Source organism: Roseibium sp. RKSG952 (assembly GCF_009711355.1).
On sequence record NZ_SMMF01000513.1, the window covers coordinates 1 to 1,477 of the forward strand.

Annotated in this window: 2 protein-coding genes; both read left to right on the top strand. The window is 52.0% G+C overall.

All coding sequences use genetic code 11. The features are described 5' to 3' along the window. Window positions 1-132 precede the first annotated feature (132 nt). A complete protein-coding gene (locus E1297_RS01890; RefSeq protein ID WP_155133185.1) occupies window positions 133-513 on the top strand; it encodes an antitoxin Xre/MbcA/ParS toxin-binding domain-containing protein in 381 nt (126 codons plus the stop codon). After that, complete coding sequence (locus tag E1297_RS01895; protein WP_155133188.1) at window positions 473-1,231, top strand: RES family NAD+ phosphorylase; 759 nt, start codon at window positions 473-475, stop codon at window positions 1,229-1,231. The genes E1297_RS01890 and E1297_RS01895 overlap by 41 nt, the downstream gene beginning before the upstream one ends. Window positions 1,232-1,477: the final 246 nt, after the last annotated feature.

Consider the following 1,477-nt stretch of genomic DNA (forward strand, 5'->3'; position numbering starts at 1 on the left):
CGGCACGTAACCAAATTATGCAACAATGCCGATCGAACCAGACAGCCAAAGCGTTCACTGACATATTGATAGTTCGCCCTTCCATGTGAAACAAAAGAGTCATATATTTGCAGGAGAAAGGAAGGTGCGACTATGCATAGCTCCCAAATCCAGTCTTCTGCTTCGGCTCGCAGTGCTGTTCTCACCAAAGCGGCAATTAATGCTGCTGAACGGTTGGGGTTATCGGGGAGGACACTCGCTGACGTGCTGGGGGTATCTGAAGCCCAAGTATCCAGATTTCGGAATGGCGAGACTGTTCTGGCCGAACGCACGAAATCGTTTGAACTCGCGGCACTTCTGGTCCGCTTGTTTCGGTCACTCGATGCGATTACCGGCGGCGATCCGTGCGTAGCACGGCATTGGCTTCAGAACCCAAATGATGCCTTGGGCAGCCGCCCAGCAGACCGGATTGTTACTGTACAAGGACTGGTGGATGTCGTCGCATACCTGGACGCCCGACGCGCTCCAATATGAGTTATCATCGTTTTCTGGTGTTGCATGGCGCTTGGTCGAAGCTCAGCATCAGGTTTCAACACTCAAGCTCGTGGACAGTCTGGAAGAGCAAGAAATACTCGAAGACATTTTGGATACAACCAAGCCGCCTATGCCGGATGATTGTCGGCATCTCGACTATCTCCTGTCAACTCCGTTCAGATATCGGCCATACCCTCATGGATCTCGTTTTCGCCGATCTGGAGTTACGCCAGGTGTATGGTATGGGGCGGAAGCGGTGCAGACTGCTGTAGCTGAAATGGTTTTTTACAAGTTCTTGTTTTATGCAGAGAGCCCGGAAACACCGCTTCCAGACAATGCAGCCGAATATACTGCTTTTTCTGCGGCGATCGGTAGTTCGGCCTGCTTAAATTTAACCACCGGTGTTTTGTCGCAAGATGCTGTATTGTGGACACACCCCACGGACTATGCCGCATGCCAATCGTTGGCAGACTGTGCCAGGGAGACCGGAGCCGAGATCATTCGGTATCAGTCGGTAAGAGATCCGAATTTAGGTAACAACGTTGCCGTTTTGTCTTGCCGTGCTTTTACGCGGTCGGAGCCGGTTGATCGAGAAAGTTGGCGTATTCATCTCACACGAACAGGAGCGCAGGCGGTTCGTGAACATCCGCGACTAGGGGTGGAATACCCGCTGCGTAGTTTTTCCGGAGATCCCCGCTTGGCTCGTTATGGACAGTAGCTGCTTTTGAAGCCGGGTGGTTTGTGATTGATAGAAAAAGGGCCACCTCCATTCAAGAGGCGGCCCTTTTACGGATCAAGCAAATTGGGGCTGGTAGGTACCGTTGTTAAACTAGGCCGAAGTCTTTAGCGCCGTGATTTTCAGTCCAACCAGTCGATCGGCATAGTCGCCTTTAAATGTCGCCGGTTCCGCATACCAACCAATGTCGTGTAGTGCGGTGCGTATTCCGACATCATCCGACCAGTA